This window comes from Butyricicoccus sp. OF10-2 (assembly GCF_003481925.1).
GTDB classification, from domain to species: Bacteria; Bacillota; Clostridia; order Oscillospirales; family Butyricicoccaceae; genus Agathobaculum; species Agathobaculum butyriciproducens.
In genome coordinates, this window is record NZ_QUMC01000005.1 from 77,873 (window position 1) to 93,884 (window position 16,012).

Consider the following 16,012-nt stretch of genomic DNA (forward strand, 5'->3'; position numbering starts at 1 on the left):
TGCGTTTCCTCCTTACTCCAGTGTGATGGACACATGATTTACCACCCGATCGGTCACTCCGTCAGCCAGAAACCGATCAACCTCACGCATAAGCAAAAACGGCGCCCGTGGGATCGCGTCTACCGTGGTGCCCGCAATGTGCGGCGTTAGCAGCACGTTGTCCATCTGCAGCAGCGAATCGTCCACGGCGAGCGGCTCGCTGTCGTACACATCCAGCGCCGCGCCTGCCATGCAGCCCTGCTGCAGCGCCTCGACCAGTGCCGGCTGATCGACCAGACCGCCGCGCGCGGTATTGATAAAGTACGCCGTTTTTTTCATGCGGGAAAAATACTGCATACCGATCATATGCTCGGTATCCGGTGTCAGCCGCAGGTGCAGCGATACAATATCGCCCTGTTCAAACAGGGTTTCAAGTGAATCGACCAGCTTGATTGCACCGAGACCGGCCTTTTCCAGCTTTTCCGGACTGGTGTATGCGTCATACGCGATCACCGGCACGCCGAGTGCCAGCAGACGGCGCGCCAGCGCGCTGCCGACGTTGCCGATACCGGCCAGCGCCACCGTATGGCTGGAAAGCGTCATCAAATGGTCCGAGTTGTAAAAGCTCTTCATCCATACACCTTCGCGCATTTTGCGGTGCGATAGCGCGATATCGCGCGTCAGATCAAGCATCATGCCGAGGGCAAAGTCCGCGACCGGCTCTGCATTGCGGATAACGTTGAGCACCGGAATATTGCGCTCACTTGCAGCTGCAAGGTCAATGTGCTCCATGCCGCCGCGGCAGGTCAGGATGACCTTGAGGTTAGGCGCTTTCTCAATCAGCGCACGCGGCACCGGATTGAAATGCACGAGCAGAACCTCTGCCTCGCCGATCACCTCGTCCAGACCGTCCGCATACGGTACGGCTTCCGGACCGTTCCGCTCGAGTTTAAGCTGCCGCGAGGTGAATTCCTGCTTGTCGGAGCCGCCCCACATCAGCTTAGTGATCCTGCCGCAGCAGAGTGTGCTTTGCTGCACCGCCTGCTCCATCGTGTCCGGCGAAACAAAAGCATCGCCGACCAGTACGATATTCTGCGGCTTTTGTGTCAGTTCCTTCATCTTTTCCTCCTCTTCGGAATAAAACAACAGCCGGCTGCGCTGCATTTGTTTGCAGCAGCAGCCGGCTGTTTTCAGTTTAGAAGCAATCGCTTAGTATGCCGAGTAAGCAGCAGCAGCGTTCTCCAGATAGCCAACGAAACGCTCCTTGTTCTTCTTGAACAGGAAGTACAGTACGAAGTATGCAATGACAACCGCACCGATGATGATCGGATTCTGAGACCAGAATGCATAGAACAGACCGGCGATCAGCGGGTGGCACATAATACCGAAGCTGATGATGAATACGCCTTCCTGTGCCAGCTGGAAGCCGGCGTCAACAGCGACCTGCGTAAAGGTCGGCGCGAGAACGGACGCAACAACCAGGCCCAGAGAGAACCAGATCGCACCGGAAACAACGCTCTTTGCGATATTGCCGTTGGATACGCAAACAAATACCTCAACCATGTACGGCAGAGCGCACAGGTCAGCCATCGGCAGGATGGTGTTGCCCGGAAGAACAAATGCTACAACCAGCATGATCGGGATCAGCAGGATGCCGGTAACCAGTGTATTCGGCTCGCCGTAACCGCATGCATCGTTAACAGAGAGATACCATTCACGGCCTTCGCCGGACTTGGCAGCCTTGGACTTGTACGCATCAGTCAGAGTGGTAAATGCGCTTGCGAAGATACCGGCTACCTTCGGGAATACTGCCATGATCGCTGCGGTGGAAACAGCCGCAGAGGATACCGTACCCCAGGCCGTCAGCGCACCCTCGCCGACCAGAGCGTTAAAGTTGCCGATGATGCCGATCAGAGCGCCGACAACCAGGCCGATGAACATAGGCTCACCGAGGATGCCGAGCTTCTTCTGCAGGGTCTGTGCATTCAGCTTGATCTTGTCAAAGCCGATCTTGCCGAGGAACCAGTTCATGAATACCGCAAACGGCAGGCTCTCCAGATGATGAGGAGCGGTCATGCAGCAGTTATCGTAATCATAATAGGTAGACCAGCGCTTTGCGCAAGCCTCAGAGAACAACAGGATGTACAGCAGCTGAACGACCATCAGAGCCATGGAGAGCATCATGTTGTCGGTCAGAGCATACAGCATGGAGCCCCAAACCATGAAGGAGTAGTTGTTCCACAGATCGGATGCCATAAATACGTTTGTCCACTTGGTGAAGAACAGCACAAGCTGCAGAATGATTGCAACGCCGATGAAGATCAGGCCAACCTTGGTCGAATATGCGATAACCGACGTGGACTGCCAGCCGGTATCGAGCGTCGGCAGGTTTACGCCTGCGTTCGTAACCATCTGGTTAACAACCGGTGCGATAATCGCGGAATAGCTGTTGATAACGAGGTTGAAGCCCGTCAAGCCGACTGCACACAGCAGTGCCGTGTTAAATGCCTTCTTACCGGTAACACCCATACACTTTGCAATGATAAACAGAATAACCGGTACGAATACTGCAGCACCGAATGCACTGAACACATCACTTAATGTTTGAAAGAAACTTGCCATGCTTGGAACCACCTTTCTTTTTTACCCTTTTGCCTTTACTCTTTGCTATGGATGACTATGAGAAAATGCGCCTTACCCTTTACGCATTTGCCTCCAGGATCTTCAGGCAGTCATCGACTACCTTGTCCTCGGACAGACCGGTCAGCATGCCGACTGCCTTTACCTTCGGGATGCCGAAGTCCTCGTAAACCGGGCTTACACATGCAATCAGATCAAACTTCTTGCCGGTGATCTCGGTCGAAATGCTGTTCGGGCTTGCTTCCACCATGGCAGCATCCCAGCCCTTTTCCTTCAGGCGCTCCTTGAGCTTGCCTGCTACCATTGCGGAACTTACGGTACCCGAACCGCATACACACAGAATGTTACAAGTTTTCATCATTTGACCCTCCAATAAATTAGATTTAACCGTGTTTTGAACAGAACCGCAGTCCTGTAATCAACCAATGTACTTCTGAGCCGCCTCGAACAGCTCGTCTTCATTTTTTGCTGCGCGGAATGCAGCAACGACCTCCGGCTGCTGGAATACGCCGAGCACCTTCTGCAGCAGCTCGACCTGCTCATCCGGATTCTTGATGGCCATCATGAACAGCATTTCCGCCTGCACCTTGGTATCCGGATCGCCCATATGTTCAAACTCGACCGGGTGCTTAAGCTGTGCGATGCACACGCCCGGGCGGTTAACATGCTGCGGATCGGTGTGCGGCATAGCTACCGCGATATCCGCCAGCTGCAGACCGGTCGCGTAATTCTTCTCACGCGCAACAACTGCATCAATATAGGTGTCCTTTACGAAGCCTTCATCGTAAAAACGCTGACCGACCTTGCGGATTGCCTCCTCGGCGTTTGCCGCTTCCACATCCCGCAGGATCAGATTGCGAAAGGTTGCCTGTTCCATCTTCATTTCTCCTTTTCTTCTCAGTCGGTCAAGCCTTCCAGGAATTCCATGATCTTTGCACCGGATTCCTGCTCGCTGGCGCCTTCTACCTCGATTTTGATTGCTGAACCTTTTTTCAGGCCTGCGGTCAAAATTCCAATTACATTTTTGGGATTGATCGTGCCTTTTTCGCAGATCAGACGAATATCATCCGGAATATCCTTGCACAGCTTGGCCATCTGGCTGGCCGGACGTGCGTGCAGACCGGTTGGATTTTTTACAACAAATTCACTGGTGAACATGGATGCTTCTCCTATCTCCTACTATTCCTATGGAATATTATCACAATTCCTACGGGCAATATCATATTGGATTTTTCGCTTTTTGTCAATACGTTTATTGACATTCTATACGAAAAACGCTATACTTTGTGTTGTGAACAAATGTTCATCTAACTTTTCAAATTTTTAAGGAGGCCTATTATGAGCAGCCGTACCGATTTGCTCGTACGAATCTCCGAGCTTTATTATCAGCAGAATCTCAGCCAGCAGGATATCAGCAAAATCACCGGCATTTCCCGTCCCACCATCTCCCGCCTTCTCGATGAAGCGAAGGAGACCGGCGTGGTTGAAATCATCGTTCATAGTCCGATCAACAAAAATCCGCAGCTTTCGCACCTTGTTCGTACAACCTTCGGTTTACGCGATGCGGTCATCGTTGCCGGAGATTATGAATTCGACCAGTCCCTGACACGCTGTGCACACTGTGCAGTAGATTTTCTTTCGACCGTACTGGAAAACAACATGTCTATCGGCATTTCGTGGGGCCGTGCACTGGAAGCACTGTGCGATGTCCTCGAACCGACCGATTATTCCGACTACTATAATGTAACTGTTGTGCAGATGGTCGGCTGCCTCGGCACCGGCAATCCGCGTGTGGACGGCCTCGAGCTTGCGCTCCGGCTTTCCAAAAAGGTGCACGGCACCTATTCCAACATCTATGCACCGGTCTATGTGGACAGCGAGTTGGTTTACTCCTATCTCACCGCCGAGCCGCAGATTGAAGCAACACTCAAGAAGGCAGGTTCGGTAGATATCATCCTCACCGGCATCGGTTCGCTGAATGACGCTAACGGCTCACTTTATAAATCCGGCTGCTACAACGCCGAGGAGCGCAAGGAGCTGATGCGCCGCGGTGCGGTTTCCAGTCTGCTCGGCCGCATGTTTGACATCAACGGCAACGAGGTTCAGCTGGACAGCCGCTACGTCATCTCCGCTCCGTTGGAGGCAATGCGCACTCCGGCGTGGTCGATCGGCATCAACGCCAGTGCCGAAAAGGCAGAGTGCACGCTTGCCGCCGTGCGCGGAAAGTACATCAACGTACTGGTCGCGGACGAGGCACTCGCCCGCCGCATGCTGGAAATGGAAGGCGTTGCCGTTCCCGAATAAGCACCCCTTTTTAGAATCAACCAATACCGCAAAAGCGGTATTGGTTTTTTCTTTTCTCTCATTTCTTTATCATAATCAGTTCATTCTTTATCCATCGTGGGATTGCTTATTGCAGACTGTCATCGAGCACGATAACACCCTTGGCGCCTTCGCCTCGGATCATCTTGTCAAAGCCGTCGCGCCATTTCTCCAGCGGATCAATCGAGGTGACGATCTTTTCCGGTACAACTGTGCCTGCCGCCAAAAGCTCCAGAGCCTTGACCCACGAGGACGGCTTCTGGCTGCGGGAGCCAACATAGTTGATCTCGTGATGCAGGATCAGGTCGGTCCAGATACTCTCATGCGATTGCGGGAACACGCCCATCTGTACAACTGTGCCCTTGCGGCGTACCAGTTCAAGCGCCTTGTTGGCTGCCGGAACCGCACCCGAGCACTCAAAGCACTTGTCCGCGCCGACACCGTTCGTCATCTCCATCACGATATCCTTGATGTTCTCGGTCTGCTGATCAACACAGCGGTCCGCGCCTGCACTCTTTGCAATCTCAAAGCGTTCCGCATCGTGGCTCAGTCCGGCAACGATAACGGTCGCGCCCTGACTCTTTGCCACCTGCATAACCATCTGGCCGATTGCGCCGACACCGAATACCACGCAGATATCGCCAGGCTGTACATTGCCCTTCTCGATAGCAGCATGTACGCCGCACGCAAGCGGTTCAGTGAGCGCGGCACTCAGCAGCGATACGTTATCCGGCAGGACGTGAACGCTTTCCTCTCTGCTGACCAGATACTCAGCCATCGAGCCGTTAATCTGGGTGCCAATACCCTGCCGGTTGCCGCACAGATTGTAATCCTTGGATTTGCACATCGGGCATACGCCGCAGGTCTTGAAGGTGGTCTCGCTGGTAACGCGATCTCCCACCTTAACATTCTTTACGTCCGAACCGATCTCGGTGACTACACCAGAGAACTCATGGCCGAGTACAACCGGCGGCTTAGTGCTCGCGTAGGTGCCCTTGAACGCATGAAGATCAGTGCCGCAGATACCGGAGTATGCGATCTTGATCTTTACCAGATCTCCGGTCGCTTTGGGTTCCGGAATATCTGTATACTGCATATGATCAAAACCGGTCTCCGTTTTCACAACAGCTTTCATAATTCATCTTCCTTTCATGGAACTCGCGGGAATGTTTGAAATTTTGTTCATTGTTGTGAACCGTTTTCTAAATTCCTTTTATCTCATTATAGGCAACATAAACAGTCTCGTCAAGCCATTTCCGCGCTTTAATCGTCATTTCTCACTATTTAACCAATTTCATTAACTCGTTTTTGGCACAAATGACAAGTTTTCTATCATTGACATTTGTGCTCGCATATGAAATAATGTTTTTAAGAGATCGACACCACAACCCACAGCACCGGCTGTTCGTATAGGTATTGGATTCAGAAAGGAGTCATGCTCTTATGAGTGAAAAAAATTATTCCACCGCCGATATTCAGGCGGTCGCTAACGGAATCCGCAAGCAGATTCTCGGCGTTGCACTGAAAACCGGCGGCTGCTATCTGGCACAGGCGTGCTCGTCGGCAGAAATCATTGCCTCCCTGTACACCCGTGTGATGAACCTCGGTCCGTCCGTCGGCAGCTGGGAGCCGATTCCGTTCCCCGGCGTTCCGGGGCCGGATAATATGGATTATCAGCGAGGCTCCTCTTACAACGGCGCTCCCGCACCGGATAAGGACCGTTTCTTCGTATCCTGCTGCCACTATGCTTCGGTTATCTACGCCGCACTGGCAGAGACCGGCCGCATCAGCCCGGACTGCATGGACAAATTCAATGTAGACGGCTGGAACATGGAAATGATCGGTGCGGAGCACTCCCCCGGATTTGAGAATACCGCAGGCTCGCTCGGCCAGACCATCTCGATCGCAGGCGGCACGGCTCATGCCCGCAAGCGCCGCGGCGACACCGGCAAGTGCTATGTTCTGCTCGGTGACGGTGAGCTGCAGGAAGGTCAGACCTGGGAGTGCATTCAGGCAGCCGGTTACTACAAGCTGGATAATTTCATCGTTGTAATCGATGCAAACGACCAGCAGGTTGAGGGCAGGATTGAGGATCAGATGACCGAGGAGCCGCTGATTGACCGCTTCACCTCGTTCGGCGCGGTCTGCGTTGAGGCAAACGGCCACGACATTGAGGACTTCTGCAAGGCATGCGAGACTCCGCATGAGGGCAAGCCGCTCGTTGTTATCGCACGCACGCACGGCTGGACCGGTGTTAAGCCGCTCGAAAAGCCGCGTTCGATGCACTTTATCCGCATCGGCGCTGACGAGCGTGATGAATTCCAGAAGATCTATGACGAGATGTGAGAAGGAAGGAGTTCAAAATGAAGATCGAAGTTAATACACATGAAAAAAATATGATTCGCTTCGCAGCCGAGCATCCGGAGGTTCTGGTTATGTCGGCCGACCTCGGCTCCTCCTGCGAAGTAAAAAAGTTCCGCCAGACCTACCCGGACCGCTATCTGACCATGGGTATCGCTGAGCAGAACATGTGCTCTTGGGCAGCCGGCATGTGCCGTGAAGGCTACCGTCCGTTCCTGCACACCTTTGCGGTATTCCTGTATCGCCGCATCCTCGATCAGCTGGAAATGAGTGTTGCTTATCCGAATCTGCCGGTTGTATTCGTCGGCTTTGTGCCGGGCATTACCACGCCGGGCGGTGTTACCCACCAGTCCATCAACGACATCGGCGTACTTCGCACGGTGCCGAACATGGCCATCTTCGACATCGGTGATGCGACCGAAATCGAAGGCGTGCTCGATCTGGCATACAACTACAACGGTCCGGTTTACATCCGCATGCTTCGCAAGGAAGTTCCGCGCCTGTTCCCGGCAAACGAGCCGATGCAGTTCAACCGTGCCCGCGTGCTGAGCGAAGGCGATGACATCGTTCTGCTGTCCTCCTCCATCTGCACCGAGGAAGCAATGCGCGCTACCGCAGTTCTGAAGGAAAAGGGCGTTTCCGTACAGCATATGCACGTTTCCACCCTCAAGCCGTTCACCGACCCGACCATCGTTGAGGCCATCAATAAGAGCAAGTACGGCGTTGTTACCATCGAAAACCATCTGGATATCGGCGGTCTCGGCTCCGCTGTTGCTGATGTTATCGCAGAGAACGGACTGGGCAAGCGTCTGGTCAAGATCGGCCTGCCGGGCTATCCGCACGGTGCGTCCAAGATGTATCTGATGAAGAAGTACGGCATTGATGCCATGCACCTCGTATCCGCTGTCGAGGACCTGACCGGCAAGAAGCTCGGCGTTGCAGAGTCCGATCTGGAAGCCGTTCGCTTTGTAGACTTCCTGGAGGTATAAATGGGCTTTCGCGCCTGCGTCTGGGATTTGGACGGCACGCTGCTCTATACCCTGCCGACCATTCACCATTACTGTAACCAGTCCCTTCGTCATTTCGGCTTTCACGACATTACACTCGACGAATGCCGTGACCTGTGCCGCCTTTCTATCGCGGAGTTTTACCATAAGCTGCTGAAGCTCGGCGGCTGCCCGCCTGATCGGGTTGCCGCACTTCAGCCCGCGATACGCGATTACGACTGCGCCGCGTACCTCAGCGATTTCACCTATCTCACCCAGCCGTATGCAGGGGTGTGTGAAACGCTTGCGGAGCTGAACCGCCGCGGCATCAAGAACGCCGTTCTGACGAATAAACCCAACGCCGTTGCCTGTGCGCTCATCGACCGATTTTTCGGAGATGCGATGGAGCTGTGCGTCGGACAGACGCCAGAGACCATCTCCAAACCCGATCCGCACTCGATGGACCCTGTGCTTGATCAGCTGGGCATACCACGTGAGCAGATACTCTATGTCGGTGACACCGATGTGGACATGCAGACCGCACGCAACACGCAAACGGCAGCCGCTGCTGCCGCATGGGGCTATCAGCCGCTCGAAATGCTGCTGCCCTACCATCCGGAATTCATCGTCCGCAAACCGGAACAGCTGCTCACGATTTTTTAGGAGGAATTCACCATGTTTTCGGAAATGAAAAAAGAAATCATCGAAGCCGGTATCCTGCTCGACCGTTATGAGCTGGTATCGCTGACCTGCGGCAACCTGAGCGTACGCATGCCGACCGGCGAGATTCTCGTTACGCCGTCCGGCATGATGTATGAGAAGATGGTCGAGGATGATATGATCGTCATGGATATCGACGGCAATGTCATCGAAGGCACCCGCAAGCCCTCGTCCGACACACCGGCTATCCTGCATATCTTCCGCGAGCGTCCGGATATCAACGCCGTTATCCACACCCACCAGCCGTATGCGACTGCGGTTTCGCTCATTCCGGGCCTGACCGAGTTCCGCGTATGCATCACCGCACTGGCCAATGCCGCCGGCGGCAATGTGCCGATCACGCCGTATTCGGCTGCCGGCTCGATCGATATGGGCATCGATACCGTCAAGTACGTCGGCAACGGTCATGCCGTTATCCTGTCTCAGCACGGCGTTATGACGGTCGGCAAGGACCTCAATCAGGCGCTGTACGCTGCGGTCTACCTCGAAGAAGCCGCAAAATGCTATCTGGCTGCCCGCGCAGCCTGCGTCAACGGCGAGATCAAGCAGATGAGCGACGCGCAGATTCAGCAGATGGTTGACGTATTCCAGTATTACGGTCAGGGCACTGCCAAGATTCCGGAGGATCTGGTAAAGCGAATCGACTAAACTCACACAGTCTACCTATTCACTCAGATAGAAATTTCCAAACCAAACCTTAAGACAACACCCCTCTAATAAAATCAGGACGGAAGGTCTCTCGAGCCTTCCGTCCTGATTTTTTAGCGGGCATCGTCCGCACCATTATAAAATTCCTGTAGAATATCTAAAACCTCGTCAGAGAATCCGCTGCATTCTTTGACGAGGTTCTTTTACTGCAGTCTGCTGCCCTGCATATTCTCCAGATACTTCCTGCGATACCGAATCGGCGGCAGACCGACCAGCTTCGCAAAAATGGCGTTGAAGTGGTTTACGTTGGTGTAGCCGACGATGGCGGCAATCTGCGTTGCGCTGTAATCGGTGGAAATGAGCAGGTTCTGCGCCTCACCGACACGACAGCGTATCATATAATGGATGGGCGACATACCCGTGATCTCCTTGAAAATATGCGCCAGATGATACGGCGACATGGACATCGCCTCTCCAATATCCTCGAGTGTCAGCTGCTCGGTGAAATGCGTGCCGATGTACTGCCGGATACGGTTCGCCAGCACCAGATTATGCGGCTGATCGGCGGCGCGCGCATCCGGCGGCAGATTGGCCGACAGGAGCACCAGCGCAGGCAGCAGCTGTGCGACGATTTCATCCGAGTAGGACGTTCTCCGTTCCGCGTGCTCGTAAATCAGTTCGCTGAGCGACTGCATGTGGTCAATCTCGTCCATCGCCGGACGCACAAATCCGTTTTCTGCCTTGGTGAAATGCCCTTCCGGCAGTCCGCACAGCTGCAGACCGGAAATGCCAAAGCAGAACGTACCGATCTCGTGTTGCAGGGACGAGGTGACTTCATGCAGATCGCCTTGATTATATAGTAAGATATCCCCCGTGCGGATCGGATAGCTGTAGCCGCCCGCGATGTACTGACCCGCCCCCTGATAGACATACAGCATTTCCGTGAACCGCTCATGCCGATGGATGGCGCGTGTGATAGTCGATGCCGCTACGATCTGCTTGGTGGCGTACAGCAGACTCGGCATCTGACCGGATACAAAACGTACTTCTTCCGCCATGCTCTTTCCCCCTGTGCGAATATAGGTATAGTATATCGTATTTTGGTGCAGACCGCAAGAATCCGTATAAACCAAATTGATACCCCTGCTTTTTGTGCAATATTTCGAGAGTTTTCACAAAACAAAACGCAAGAACAAAGAAACACCATATTCGCCGGAATAGTATAATAAAATCATCAAAAAGAACAAAAACTTCACGGAAACAGCGAAAGGAGTTTTCAATTATGAGCATTCAAATCTGTGGCGCACCCTGTTGCTGGGGTGTGGATGACCCCAAGAATCCGTATTTACCGCCCTGGACGCGCGTACTGGAGGAAGCCGGTAAAGCCGGTTACAGCGCCATCGAGCTTGGCCCCTACGGCTACCTGCCGATTGACGCAGAGCTGGTAGCCAACGAGCTTCGCAAGAACGGTCTTGCCATCGTGGCAGGCACCATTTTCCACGATTTGCTCGACGCGGACAATCAGGAGAGCGTGCTGCACGCGGTTGACGACATCTGCCGTCTAATCACCGATCCCAAGCTGCCGGTGCTCAAGACCCACGACGGCCAGAAGTTCCCCACGCCGTACATGACCGTTATGGACTGGGGACATGACGAGCGCGACTACGCCGCAGGCCATCCGGACACCGCGCCGCGTCTTTCCGATGAGGAATGGGCGCGATTCATGGGCAACGTCCGCGCTGTATGTGAACGCGCGAACAAATGGGGTGTACGCCCAGTCATCCATCCGCACGCGGGCGGCTACATTGAATTTTCCGACGAGATTGCAAAGGTCGTGCGCGATATCCCGTATGAGGTCGCCGGTCTGTGTCTGGATACCGGCCATCTGTATTACTCGCACATGGACCCGGTGGAGTACCTCAAAAAGTACGCCGATAAGCTGGATTACGTCCACTTCAAAGACGTAAACGAAACCGTTTACCGTCAGGTGCTCGGCGAGCGCATCCGCTTCTTCGACGGCTGCGGCAAGGGTGCCATGTGTCCCATCGGCACAGGTTCGCTCGACTATCCGGCCATCAAGCAGGCACTGAGCGACATCGGCTACGCCGGCTACATCACCATCGAGCAGGAGCGCGATCCGCGCAACTCGGATACCAGCCTGCGTGATGTAAAGGCAAGCGTTGATTATCTCAAGTCGGTCGGCTACGAGATTTAACAAGAATATGATATAATTACAGGAGGTTTCTTCGATGTATTACGGTGAAAAACGAGTAGAAAATCCCATTCGCTGGGGCATGGTCGGCGGCGGTCGTGGCAGCCAGATCGGCTACATCCATCGCTCGGCTGCACTGCGCGACTTCAACTTTGAACTGGTTGCCGGCGCGTTCGACATTGATCCGGAGCGCGGCAAGGACTTCGGCAAGCAGCTGCACGTTGACCCAGACCGCTGCTATCCGGATTACAAGACCATGTTCGCTGAGGAGGCCAAGCGTCCGGACGGTGTACAGGCGGTGTCCATCGCAACGCCGAACGGCATGCATTACGAAGTCTGCAAGGCTGCTCTCGAGGCCGGTCTGCACGTTGTCTGCGAAAAGCCGCTGTGCTTCACTTCCGAGCAGGCAGACGAGCTGGTCAAGCTGTCGGAAGAAAAGCACCGCGTTGTCGGCGTGACCTACGGCTACTCCGGCCATCAGCTGATCCAGCAGGCGCGCCAGATGATCAAAAACGGCGATCTCGGTGAGATCCGCGTTATCAACATGAGTTTCGCGTTCGGCGGCTACAACTTCAAGATCGAGGACAAGGTTCCGTCCGCAAAGTGGCGCTTTGACCCGTCCAAGGCAGGTCCGTCGTTCGCACTCGGTGATGTCGGCACGCACCCGCTGTTCATCATCGAGGCGATGATCCCGGATATGAAGATCGACAACCTGATGTGCACCAAGCGTTCCTTCGTTGAGGGTCGTGAGCTGGAGGACAACGCCTTCGTTATCATGAACCTCAAGGGCAGCGAAAACGTACAGGCAGGCGCTCAGATCTACTGCTGGGCAAGCTCGATCAACAGCGGCGCACGCCACTACCATAAAATCCGCGTAGTCGGCTCCAAGGCATCTCTCGAGTGGGATGACGAGCGTCCGAACCAGATGCTGTACGAGGTAGAAGGCGAGCCGTCCCGCGTGCTCGAGCGCGGCGCAGGCTACCTGACCGACGAGGCGCGTGTCGAGGATCGTATCGGCGGCGGCCATGCCGAGGGTCTGTTCGAGGCGTGGAGCAACCTGTATGCACGTTTCGCAATCGCTATGGCTGACGCGGACAAGGGCGCTTACGGCGACTTCTGGTATCCGGATGTCAAGGCCGGCGCACAGGGTATCAAGTGGATTGAAAAGTGCGTAGAATCCGCAAATAACGGCTCTGCTTGGGTCGATTACGAATAAAACCAACGCTGTTTTCTCAGCACCTCTCTCTTCTCTCCGGCAACTCTCTCAAAAGTAAAGAAAAAAGATAAAGAACTGATTTTGGAGGAAAAGATTATGAAAAAGAGATTACTTGCTGTATTGATGTCCAGTGCAATGCTGATGAGCGCTCTCGCAGGCTGCGGCGGCAGCACCGCACAGACAAATAACGGCGGTGACACTGCCGACCAGACCACACAGCAGGATTACCATATCAAGGTCATTCTGAAAACGCTCGCATCCGAGTACTGGCAGTATGTCGGCAACGGCTGCAAGCAGGCCGGCAAGGATTTGGGCGTGACCGTTGATGTTCTGGGTGCAAGCTCGGAGACCGCATATGACGAGCAGCTTTCCATGATTGAAACCACGCTCAGCGCGAACGACTGTGATGCAATGGTGGTTGCGCCGCTTCAGGCGGAAACCGTTGCAACACAGCTTGCAAATACCGACCTGCCAATCGTGGCGATTGATACCGCCATCGACTCGGACAAGGTGCTCAGCTTTGTCGGCTTCAACAACGAGGAGCTGGCCGCAATGGGCGGCAAGGCCGCTGTTGAGGCAGCAAAGGATAAGGCTGGGATAAGAAGATTACCGCCATCGGCATCATGGGTGTGCAGGGCGACTCCACCTCGGAGGCACGCATTGCAGGCTTTAAGCAGGGCATTGCCGAGGCTGGCGGCGAGTATCTCTCTGCTGAGACGCAGTACGCAGACAGCGTAGCGGACAAGGCTGTTACCTGCATGGAGGCCATCATTCAGGCACATCCGGAGGGCGTATCCATCATCGTAGCGAACAACGATGATATGGCAGCCGGTGCCGCCCGTGCCGCAGCCGCATTCCCGGCGTACAAGAACACCATCTTTGTCGGCATCGGCGGCAATCTGGCGGGCATTGATGCTATTCTTGCCGGTCAGGAGACCATGACCGTTGCCGTTGACGGTTACGATGTTGGCTACCTCGGCGTGCAGGCCGCAGTCGATGCGCTGAACGGCAAAAAGCTGGACGAGTTCATTGCGACCGATGCGACTGTCGTAACGGCTGACAATGCCGCAGAACGCCGCGCTGAAGTAGAAAAGCGCCTGGGCCAGTGACCGAATCTCTGTGTTCCATCGAATAAAATGCAGATACCGCCTCTTCAAAGGGGAGGCGGTTTTCTGCGCCCAAAAATCAGCCCACACAGTAAAAAAACAAGGGGGAAAACAACAAAATGGCATTTACTGTCGCAACATTTGTCGCGTTCACCATTCTGGTAGCAGTGCTTTCCTGGTGGAAAACACGCGATGATGACCTGTCCACCAAGGAAGGCTACTTCCTCGCGGGACGCGGACTGCCCGGCATCGTTATCGCCGGTTCACTGATGATGACCAACCTTTCCGCAGAACAGCTTGTCGGCACGAACGGACAGGCGTTTGCGGGCAACATGAGTACGATGGCTTGGGAGGCCACCTCGGCGTTCGCGCTGATCGTGCTGGCATTCGTATTCCTGCCCAAGCTGCTGCGCGGCGGCATCGCCACCATCCCGGAGTTCTTCGAGATGCGCTACGATACCTTCACCATGCGCCTGTTCTCTCTGCTGTTCCTGATCGCGTATGTCGTTACCATGCTGCCGACCATCCTGTATTCGGGTGCGGTCGCACTGGTTAAGATCTTTGACCTCGAGAGTATGTTCGGCATCAGCTATTTCAGCGCCATCACCATCATCTGCATCGGCACCGGCATCATCGGTATGTGCTATGCAGTATTCGGCGGCCTGAAAGCCGTTGCCTACTCGGATACCATCAACGGTGTCGGCCTCATCATCGGCGGCTTTGCTATTCCGATTCTCGGCATTATCGCCCTCGGCAAGCTGGACGGCGGCGGCTTCATGGCCGGTCTGGATCACCTCATCTCCGCAACGCCGGAAAAGATGAACGCATGGTCCGCGCCGAACGCACTTCCGCCGGAAGTACCGTGGCCGCTGCTGCTGACGGGTATGTTCGTCAACAACCTGTTCTACTGGGCAACCAATCAGTCCATCATCCAGCGTTCGCTCGGCGGCAAAAACCTTGCAGAGAGCCAGAAGGGTGCGATCTGGGCAGGTTTCTTCAAGTGCCTTGACGTATTTGTCATCGTTCTGCCGGGCATTATCGCATTCCAGCTGCTGGCGGCAAACGGTCAGATGGATACCTCGGTCGGCATGGCGGCTGACCAGGCCTACCCGCTTCTCGTTATGGAAGTGCTGCCCAAGCCGCTGATGGGCTTCTTCGCAGCCGTTATGTTCGGCGCGATCCTCTCCTCGTTCAACTCGGTGCTGAATTCCGCATCCACCATCTTCACGCTGAACGTTTGGCAGCCCATCTGGGGCAAGCAGGCCTCCAACAACAAGGTTGTTAAGGTCGGCCAGATCTTCGGTACGATTGTCGGCGTGGTTTCCATCGCCATTGCACCGTTCGTTATGTTCTTCGGCACCGGCATTATGAACTTCATCAACGAGTGCTGGGGCTTCTTCTCCATGCCGCTGCTGACCGCGGTTCTGTTCGGTCTGCTCAGCAAAAAAGCACCTGCTATCGCCCCGAAGATCGTTATTCCGGTCCACATCGTGCTGTACGGTCTGACCAAGGTCATCCCGTTCTTCAGCCAGTTCCACTATCTGTATGTTGTATTCGCACTGTTCGTTCTCGAGTGTATCATCTATGCAATCTGCATCAAGGTAAGTCCGCGTCAGCTGGCGTGGGAGATGCCGGATGCCAAGGTCATGGATATGACCCCCTGGAAGAGCGGCAAAGTCTGGGCGATTGCCGGTGCGGCAGTTGTTGCGATCATGTACCTTATCTTTTCGCCTCTCGGCATTGGTGCATAACGTCCGACTCCCCGTGCACTGCTGCCATTAGACAGCGCCGCTGTGTCCCTCCGCAGTGGTGCAAAAGGCTC

17 protein-coding genes are annotated in these 16,012 nt (G+C 54.6%); 10 read left to right on the top strand and 7 right to left on the bottom strand.

Annotation, left to right across the window (positions count from 1 at the left end; all coding sequences use genetic code 11):
* Window positions 1-12: 12 nt before the first annotated feature.
* From DXB00_RS04435 to DXB00_RS04455, 5 genes are all read right to left on the bottom strand, one after another.
* Window positions 13-1,098 (bottom strand): 2-hydroxyacid dehydrogenase, encoded by a 1,086-nt coding sequence (locus DXB00_RS04435; RefSeq protein ID WP_158578269.1) that lies wholly within the window; start codon window positions 1,096-1,098, stop codon window positions 13-15.
* A 90-nt stretch (window positions 1,099-1,188) separates the two neighbouring features.
* Window positions 1,189-2,601 (bottom strand): PTS galactitol transporter subunit IIC, encoded by a 1,413-nt coding sequence (locus DXB00_RS04440; RefSeq protein ID WP_118729053.1) that lies wholly within the window; start codon window positions 2,599-2,601, stop codon window positions 1,189-1,191.
* A 79-nt stretch (window positions 2,602-2,680) separates the two neighbouring features.
* On the bottom strand, window positions 2,681-2,980 hold the full coding sequence (locus DXB00_RS04445; protein ID WP_199667385.1) for a PTS sugar transporter subunit IIB: 300 nt from the start codon (window positions 2,978-2,980) through the stop codon (window positions 2,681-2,683).
* 57 nt (window positions 2,981-3,037) lie between these two features.
* Window positions 3,038-3,496, bottom strand: coding sequence for a PTS sugar transporter subunit IIA (locus tag DXB00_RS04450; protein ID WP_118479014.1), 459 nt, complete (start codon window positions 3,494-3,496; stop codon window positions 3,038-3,040).
* Between the two features lie 20 nt (window positions 3,497-3,516).
* Window positions 3,517-3,777, bottom strand: a complete 261-nt coding sequence (locus DXB00_RS04455) for an HPr family phosphocarrier protein (protein WP_118729054.1) — start codon at window positions 3,775-3,777, stop codon at window positions 3,517-3,519.
* Between the two features lie 180 nt (window positions 3,778-3,957).
* Between DXB00_RS04455 and DXB00_RS04460 the strand changes: the two genes are divergently transcribed.
* Window positions 3,958-4,923 carry a sugar-binding transcriptional regulator gene (locus DXB00_RS04460; protein ID WP_118479010.1) on the top strand — a complete coding sequence of 322 codons (966 nt, stop codon included), beginning with the start codon at window positions 3,958-3,960 and terminating at the stop codon, window positions 4,921-4,923.
* A gap of 106 nt (window positions 4,924-5,029) precedes the next feature.
* Here the strand turns inward: DXB00_RS04460 and DXB00_RS04465 are convergent, their stop codons facing one another.
* Window positions 5,030-6,076, bottom strand: a complete 1,047-nt coding sequence (locus DXB00_RS04465; RefSeq protein WP_119214568.1) for a zinc-binding dehydrogenase — start codon at window positions 6,074-6,076, stop codon at window positions 5,030-5,032.
* 308 nt (window positions 6,077-6,384) lie between these two features.
* On the opposite strand from DXB00_RS04465, the gene DXB00_RS04470 reads away from it, so the two are divergent.
* The 4 genes from DXB00_RS04470 to DXB00_RS04485 are packed head-to-tail and all read left to right on the top strand — an operon-like array spanning window position 6,385 to window position 9,656.
* On the top strand, window positions 6,385-7,287 hold the full coding sequence (locus DXB00_RS04470; protein ID WP_118284910.1) for a 1-deoxy-D-xylulose-5-phosphate synthase N-terminal domain-containing protein: 903 nt from the start codon (window positions 6,385-6,387) through the stop codon (window positions 7,285-7,287).
* Window positions 7,288-7,304: 17 nt separating this feature from the next.
* Window positions 7,305-8,291 carry a transketolase family protein gene (locus DXB00_RS04475; protein WP_118479004.1) on the top strand — a complete coding sequence of 329 codons (987 nt, stop codon included), beginning with the start codon at window positions 7,305-7,307 and terminating at the stop codon, window positions 8,289-8,291.
* Window positions 8,292-8,951 carry an HAD family hydrolase gene (locus tag DXB00_RS04480; protein ID WP_118729056.1) on the top strand — a complete coding sequence of 220 codons (660 nt, stop codon included), beginning with the start codon at window positions 8,292-8,294 and terminating at the stop codon, window positions 8,949-8,951. It abuts the gene before it with no gap.
* 12 nt (window positions 8,952-8,963) lie between these two features.
* Window positions 8,964-9,656 (top strand): class II aldolase/adducin family protein, encoded by a 693-nt coding sequence (locus tag DXB00_RS04485; protein ID WP_110436230.1) that lies wholly within the window; start codon window positions 8,964-8,966, stop codon window positions 9,654-9,656.
* Between the two features lie 203 nt (window positions 9,657-9,859).
* Here DXB00_RS04485 and DXB00_RS04490 read toward each other — a convergent pair whose 3' ends face one another.
* On the bottom strand, window positions 9,860-10,714 hold the full coding sequence (locus DXB00_RS04490; protein WP_118729057.1) for a helix-turn-helix domain-containing protein: 855 nt from the start codon (window positions 10,712-10,714) through the stop codon (window positions 9,860-9,862).
* A 224-nt stretch (window positions 10,715-10,938) separates the two neighbouring features.
* On the opposite strand from DXB00_RS04490, the gene DXB00_RS04495 reads away from it, so the two are divergent.
* The 5 genes from DXB00_RS04495 to DXB00_RS04510 all read left to right on the top strand — a co-directional run bounded on the left by DXB00_RS04495 (window position 10,939) and on the right by DXB00_RS04510 (window position 15,941).
* Window positions 10,939-11,871 (top strand): sugar phosphate isomerase/epimerase family protein, encoded by a 933-nt coding sequence (locus DXB00_RS04495; RefSeq protein WP_118729058.1) that lies wholly within the window; start codon window positions 10,939-10,941, stop codon window positions 11,869-11,871.
* 34 nt (window positions 11,872-11,905) lie between these two features.
* Window positions 11,906-13,084, top strand: a complete 1,179-nt coding sequence (locus tag DXB00_RS04500; protein WP_118729059.1) for a Gfo/Idh/MocA family protein — start codon at window positions 11,906-11,908, stop codon at window positions 13,082-13,084.
* A gap of 96 nt (window positions 13,085-13,180) precedes the next feature.
* The gene (locus tag DXB00_RS17670) at window positions 13,181-13,822 is read left to right on the top strand and encodes a sugar ABC transporter substrate-binding protein (RefSeq protein ID WP_305143088.1); all 642 of its coding nucleotides are present in this window, start codon (window positions 13,181-13,183) and stop codon (window positions 13,820-13,822) included.
* Window positions 13,714-14,193 (top strand): sugar ABC transporter substrate-binding protein, encoded by a 480-nt coding sequence (locus tag DXB00_RS17675; protein WP_305143089.1) that lies wholly within the window; start codon window positions 13,714-13,716, stop codon window positions 14,191-14,193. The genes DXB00_RS17670 and DXB00_RS17675 overlap by 109 nt, the downstream gene beginning before the upstream one ends.
* 116 nt (window positions 14,194-14,309) lie before the next feature.
* A complete protein-coding gene (locus tag DXB00_RS04510) occupies window positions 14,310-15,941 on the top strand; it encodes a solute:sodium symporter family transporter (RefSeq protein WP_119214569.1) in 1,632 nt (543 codons plus the stop codon).
* Window positions 15,942-16,012 lie beyond the last annotated feature (71 nt).

What these genes read in the sequence shown, in the direction of transcription:
- DXB00_RS04435 (WP_158578269.1), bottom strand. Translation starts at nt 1,098, where the DNA reads ATGAAGGAACTGACACAAAAGCCGCAGAATATCGTACTGGTCGGCGAT.
- DXB00_RS04440 (WP_118729053.1), bottom strand. Translation starts at nt 2,601, where the DNA reads ATGGCAAGTTTCTTTCAAACATTAAGTGATGTGTTCAGTGCATTCGGT.
- DXB00_RS04445 (WP_199667385.1), bottom strand. Translation starts at nt 2,980, where the DNA reads ATGATGAAAACTTGTAACATTCTGTGTGTATGCGGTTCGGGTACCGTA.
- DXB00_RS04450 (WP_118479014.1), bottom strand. Translation starts at nt 3,496, where the DNA reads ATGGAACAGGCAACCTTTCGCAATCTGATCCTGCGGGATGTGGAAGCG.
- DXB00_RS04455 (WP_118729054.1), bottom strand. Translation starts at nt 3,777, where the DNA reads ATGTTCACCAGTGAATTTGTTGTAAAAAATCCAACCGGTCTGCACGCA.
- DXB00_RS04460 (WP_118479010.1), top strand. Translation starts at nt 3,958, where the DNA reads ATGAGCAGCCGTACCGATTTGCTCGTACGAATCTCCGAGCTTTATTAT.
- DXB00_RS04465 (WP_119214568.1), bottom strand. Translation starts at nt 6,076, where the DNA reads ATGAAAGCTGTTGTGAAAACGGAGACCGGTTTTGATCATATGCAGTAT.
- DXB00_RS04470 (WP_118284910.1), top strand. Translation starts at nt 6,385, where the DNA reads ATGAGTGAAAAAAATTATTCCACCGCCGATATTCAGGCGGTCGCTAAC.
- DXB00_RS04475 (WP_118479004.1), top strand. Translation starts at nt 7,305, where the DNA reads ATGAAGATCGAAGTTAATACACATGAAAAAAATATGATTCGCTTCGCA.
- DXB00_RS04480 (WP_118729056.1), top strand. Translation starts at nt 8,292, where the DNA reads ATGGGCTTTCGCGCCTGCGTCTGGGATTTGGACGGCACGCTGCTCTAT.
- DXB00_RS04485 (WP_110436230.1), top strand. Translation starts at nt 8,964, where the DNA reads ATGTTTTCGGAAATGAAAAAAGAAATCATCGAAGCCGGTATCCTGCTC.
- DXB00_RS04490 (WP_118729057.1), bottom strand. Translation starts at nt 10,714, where the DNA reads ATGGCGGAAGAAGTACGTTTTGTATCCGGTCAGATGCCGAGTCTGCTG.
- DXB00_RS04495 (WP_118729058.1), top strand. Translation starts at nt 10,939, where the DNA reads ATGAGCATTCAAATCTGTGGCGCACCCTGTTGCTGGGGTGTGGATGAC.
- DXB00_RS04500 (WP_118729059.1), top strand. Translation starts at nt 11,906, where the DNA reads ATGTATTACGGTGAAAAACGAGTAGAAAATCCCATTCGCTGGGGCATG.
- DXB00_RS17670 (WP_305143088.1), top strand. Translation starts at nt 13,181, where the DNA reads ATGAAAAAGAGATTACTTGCTGTATTGATGTCCAGTGCAATGCTGATG.
- DXB00_RS04510 (WP_119214569.1), top strand. Translation starts at nt 14,310, where the DNA reads ATGGCATTTACTGTCGCAACATTTGTCGCGTTCACCATTCTGGTAGCA.